General features: G+C 42.1%; 7 protein-coding genes. 5 read left to right on the top strand and 2 right to left on the bottom strand.

Annotation, left to right across the window (positions count from 1 at the left end; genetic code table 11):
• Nucleotides 1-170: 170 nt before the first annotated feature.
• Nucleotides 171-527 (bottom strand): VOC family protein, encoded by a 357-nt coding sequence (locus tag ABYB02_RS14690; RefSeq protein WP_372763156.1) that lies wholly within the window; start codon nucleotides 525-527, stop codon nucleotides 171-173.
• 228 nt (nucleotides 528-755) lie between these two features.
• Here ABYB02_RS14690 and ABYB02_RS14695 point away from each other — a divergent pair, with 228 nt between their 5' ends.
• The 3 genes from ABYB02_RS14695 to ABYB02_RS14705 are packed head-to-tail and all read left to right on the top strand — an operon-like array spanning nucleotide 756 to nucleotide 3042.
• Nucleotides 756-1109, top strand: a complete 354-nt coding sequence (locus ABYB02_RS14695; protein ID WP_372763157.1) for a hypothetical protein — start codon at nucleotides 756-758, stop codon at nucleotides 1107-1109.
• Complete coding sequence (locus tag ABYB02_RS14700) at nucleotides 1106-2701, top strand: PepSY-associated TM helix domain-containing protein (RefSeq protein ID WP_372763158.1); 1596 nt, start codon at nucleotides 1106-1108, stop codon at nucleotides 2699-2701. Before ABYB02_RS14695 ends, ABYB02_RS14700 begins: the two co-directional genes overlap by 4 nt.
• Entirely contained in the window at nucleotides 2701-3042 is a 342-nt protein-coding gene (locus ABYB02_RS14705) for a DUF3325 domain-containing protein (RefSeq protein ID WP_372763159.1), read from the top strand. The genes ABYB02_RS14700 and ABYB02_RS14705 overlap by 1 nt, the downstream gene beginning before the upstream one ends.
• A gap of 155 nt (nucleotides 3043-3197) precedes the next feature.
• On the opposite strand, the gene ABYB02_RS14710 is transcribed toward ABYB02_RS14705, so the two are convergent.
• A complete protein-coding gene (locus tag ABYB02_RS14710) occupies nucleotides 3198-3731 on the bottom strand; it encodes a lipocalin family protein (protein ID WP_372763160.1) in 534 nt (177 codons plus the stop codon).
• A gap of 80 nt (nucleotides 3732-3811) precedes the next feature.
• Between ABYB02_RS14710 and ABYB02_RS14715 the strand changes: the two genes are divergently transcribed.
• Together ABYB02_RS14715 and ABYB02_RS14720 are read left to right on the top strand one after the other, a co-directional pair.
• Nucleotides 3812-4267 (top strand): YaiI/YqxD family protein, encoded by a 456-nt coding sequence (locus ABYB02_RS14715; RefSeq protein ID WP_372763161.1) that lies wholly within the window; start codon nucleotides 3812-3814, stop codon nucleotides 4265-4267.
• Nucleotide 4268: 1 nt separating this feature from the next.
• On the top strand, nucleotides 4269-4815 hold a 547-nt coding region (locus ABYB02_RS14720), incomplete at its 3' end, for a hypothetical protein (protein WP_372763162.1).

Consider the following 4815-nt stretch of genomic DNA (forward strand, 5'->3'; position numbering starts at 1 on the left):
GCGGTTGTGGCGTCTTTTTGCTCAAATTTCGTCCTTTTATTAACGGCACTGGCGCTGAGTTGGTAAAAAATCGGTTTATTTTCACCGCAACGCCAGTGAGTTAGTATAATCGTGATCTGCAGCGCATATTCAGCTTAGCCTCGCATATTCAGCTTAGCCTCTTGCCTAGCCTAGTGCTGCTCGGCCCACACAGCAAACTCATTGCCACTTGGTTCAGTAAAATGAAAGCGACAGCCACCCGGAAATTCATAAATTGGTTTCACGATTTTTCCTCCATATAAAGTGACTTTTCGCTGCGTGGTATGAATATCGTTACTAAAAAATACTAATAGCGCGCCGCCCGTTGCAGTGGTTGATGCCAACGGTGACTGAAAAAAACCACCACTGAGGCCTTCGCCGTTAAAGGCGGTGTATTCTGTACCGTAATCGGTAAACTGCCAATTAAATGCTTGGCTAAAAAAAGCTTTGGTTGCCGCTAAATCAGTAGCCGGAAACTCTACATAGTTAAGTTTTTCATGCTTGTTCATTATCATTCTACCTATTATTTTTTAAACAATGAAATAACCATAAACCTAACTGAATGAGCAAGCAAGCCACTTCACGTTTATTCAGATCACTATTTTACTAACCGTTTATGAAAAACAGAAAAATTGGGATTAATTTACCACTGCAAATAAGAATCACTATCTTTTGCATTCGTAAAATATATAATAGCGTTTTACTTTCTTGTTAGCTGAATAGAGGAATGGACCCATATGGCGGCTTTATCACTTAGTAGCGAATCAGCTAAGTTACTGTTATTAAAACCTTGGTTTAAATTGCAGTCTATCTCAGACTTTAACTACCGCTTAAAAGTCGGTTTGCGGTTTTTTATTGCCATTGTGGGCGGTTATGTTTTTACCGCAGTGAGCACTGCATTATTAAGTGTCACTTTGCCGCTGAGTAAAGCCGATGCGGTGCTTATGAGTGTTTCGTTAAGTATTTTAATTTATGCAGTGGTATTTATTTACGCGTTTTACGTTAACTCATTACAAACGGTATGGATCAGTATTTTACTAACCAGTGCGCTGCAATTAGCGGTGTTGGCTTACATTAAGGAGTGGCTATGAAAGATAGTTTTTTTCGTTCCATGACGTGGCTACACACTTGGGTTGGCTTATTGGTGTGTTGGTTACTGTACTTAATATTTTTTGCCGGTACGCTAAGTTTTTTTAGGGATGAAGTGAGTTTATGGAACCAGCCCGAAATTCATCATATACCACCACAAAGCAACCGAATAGCCGCACAAACGCAGCAAATAATCAGCGGGTTTGAGTATTTGAACGGCCAAGCAAGTCAAGCACCTAGCTGGCGTATAACCCTTCCCGAGCCGCGTGTTAATTATTTAACTTATGGTTATGCTAAGCCAAAAGAGCCTGGGCAGCGCCGAAGCAGGTTTATCGACACTCAGCTTGATCCTAATACAATGCAGCCATTGCCCCCGTTTAGAGACACCAAAGGTGGAAACTTTTTTTATCGTTTGCACTTTGACTTGCATTATATTGATGTGCTCACCGCACGCTGGATAGTGTGCTTTGCAAGCTTATTTATGCTGATTGCTCTTATATCGGGGGTGGTGATCCATAAGCGTATTTTTAAAGATATGTTTACCTTTCGTGGTAATAAAGGCAGTCGCAGTTGGCTCGACGCGCATAATTTAAGCTCGGTACTAGCGTTGCCTTTTCATTTAATGATTACATATACAGGTTTGATAACGCTCATATTTATGTTGTTTCCGTACCCTGCCCTAACGAGCTACGATAACGGCATGCGGGATTTTTTTAACGATGTTACGCCCCGTAATACGCTCACCAACAGCACGACAGACGCGGCGCCTATGGTAAACGTTAAGCGTATTTTAGATCAGCTTTATACTAAGTGGCCTAATGCTGATATTCGCCGTGTGCAAGTTAGTAACCCCAATACTGCCGCTGCAACCATCACCCTACTGGTCAGCCCCGGAAAAGCCTTGCGCGACCAAACCCCGCGGTTAATATTCAGTGGGGCGAGCGGCGAGTTGATTGCGCAAACCGATGAAGAGTTAAGCACCGCTAAAGCCGTGTATGAAACATTAAACTCGGTGCACACCGGACGCTTAGCCGAGCCACTGCTACGTTGGCTCTATTTTCTTGGTGGTATTGCAGGCTGCGCTATGATTGCTTCAGGCTGTATTATGTGGGCAAAACGGTTACGCGAACGCATGAAAAAAAATGCGCAGCCATCGTTTGGCTTAAAACTAGTAGAAGCATTAAACCTAGCTACTTTAATGGGCTTGCCGCTTGCCACGTGTGCCTTTTTTATTGCCAATCGAGTGCTCAGCCCGCAGCTTGCAGGACGCGCCAATAAAGAAGTACTGGTATTCTTTTTAACCTGGCTTGCAGTGGCGGTTATAGCGTTAATAAAGCGTGATCGCACCCAGTGGCGCATAATGGCTGCAATAAATGGCGTGGCGTGTTTAGCTTTACCGATAGTCAATGCACTGACAACACAAGGTAATATTGTTAGTTATTTAATCAATAAACAGTGGGCCCTGTTTAGTTTTGACGCGTTATTTATGCTTTGCGCTATGGTGTTTTTCATCCAAACCGAAAAATTACGTACTGCCAAACAGCAGCTTAAGCCAAAGCAAACTATGCGCAACTCGCTTCAGGAGCAAAAATAATGTTGGCATTATTGCAATTTAGCTTATCTCTGCTGGCATTTAATGCCTTTGCGCTGGCTAAATTTAATCATTTTAAAGAGGTATTTAACAAACGCCCCAGCAATTTACAAAGTAACTGGTTATTACTCGTTGCTTGGATCAGTATTTTACTAAGTGGATTATTGTGCGTGTATTACTTAGGTGCGTATGGGGTGTTGCAATTTTGTGGTTTCATGTCGCTAAGTGTATTAATTACAATGATTTTTTATAATTTTGCAGCGCGATTCGTGAAATGTTTCAGCGTAATAACTATGCTGATAGTTGGACTAACAACCCTATTTTGGGCATTAAACTACGCTTAGTTAGTAAAATACTGATCTCTCTAGTTATTGCTCAAATACCTTGTAGAAAAGCTAAAATGGCAAACACTCGGTTTGCCATATTTATTTTTAGCGTGATTATAAGTAGATACTGACGCTGATTGTTTTAGCTGTACGGTATTAGCTGTAAACCCCCTTTACAGTGGCTGCTGTTTTACCCAAATTATTTGCTCGGTGTTAAAGCCTAATTCGTTAGCCGTTGCTAAAAAGTGCGCTTTTAGCTCTTCAGTCACCTGTGGCGTGCGTGACAAAAACCATAAATAATCTTTGTTGTAACTGGTCACAAATGCGTATTGGTAGTGCGGCGTATCGAGTTCAAAAATTACATAGGCGCCGTAAAACGGACCAAAAAACGAGACTTTAAAGTGCCCTACGTTACTGCTGCTAACAAATTTAGCTAAGCCTTCTGCATCATGCCATTTGTTCTGTTTCGTTACGTAGCCCTTGTTTACTACCTTTACCGTGCCGTCATCATTAATAGTGTAAGTAGCCGTTACTTGCTCCATACCTTCTTCAAACGAATGGTTAAGCCGTGCTATTTCGTACCATTTACCTTGGTATTTTTGTAGATCAAAGTTTTTAACTGCATTGATCCCTTCCGGCGCGCTGGTGCAGGCACTGAGTAAATACAGTGCGGTTATTAATAACCCGATTTTAATGAATATTTTCATACTATTCCCTTTAGAGCTAGCCGAACAAAAAGTATTGCTATAGGATCATGTTAATTCAACAATGAGTGAAAGACCATAACATGAAAATTTGGGTAGATGCCGACGCGTGTCCGGTGGTTATTAAAGAAATACTATTTAGAGCCGCAGAGCGCACGCACACCGAAACAATATTAGTGGCTAATCATGCTATGCGTATTCCGCCATCAAAATATATTAGCCGCTTACAAGTGTCGTCGGGTTTTGACGTAGCCGACGACGAAATAGTTAAACGCATTGCAACAGGTGATTTAGTGATCACCGGCGATATTCCGCTAGCGAGCGAAGTAATCGACAATGGCGGTCAGGCACTTAATCCGCGCGGCGAGCTATACACTCGCGAAAATATTCGCTCCATACTCAACGTGCGCGATTTTATGGATACCATGCGCTCAAGTGGCGTAGAAATGAGTGGCGGGCCACCGCCGCTTAGCCAAACTGACCGACAAAATTTTGCGAATAATCTCGACCGAATTTTAGCGCAAAATAAGGCAGGCTAATTTGAGCAAGCAGTTCATTGGTTTAGGTGACGAGCAATTTAACGTGGCGGTGTATGTTGCAAAAGCACCGCCAATGCCTTACTTCGAAACGTTAAACAGTTTAGATCCCGTTATTAATCAGCAAATAAATAGTATAAATCAGCATTGTGGGAATGGTTGGCGTAAAGTATTTAACGTGTACGCTAAAGTATTATTTGCTCTACCGAGTGAGCATTACTCATTTGCAAAACAAGCGCCTACTTGGCAGCAATATCGCGATGAATTTTTACTGCAAAAAAACAGTAAAACCGCCCTGCTGTTTAGCCCGCCTTATCTTACTATTACTTCTGCAGATAAAGCTTCTAGCAATAAACACCAACTGCACATAATTGCCGGTCGTACCCACGCCAAGCACTTATTACAGCAAGGCAACTTAGCCGCACAATTTAACTGGCTCGATGACGAATTTGCCATCGATACTAGCAACAATATTATTGTTTGCCCCTACTTCGACTACCGCCAGCTAAGCAATATAAAAATAGCCAGATTAAGCCAGCTTGTAGCCGAAC

Origin of the sequence: Pseudoalteromonas sp., from assembly GCF_041613455.1 — a bacterium.
In the GTDB taxonomy this organism is placed as follows: domain Bacteria; phylum Pseudomonadota; class Gammaproteobacteria; order Enterobacterales; family Alteromonadaceae; genus Pseudoalteromonas.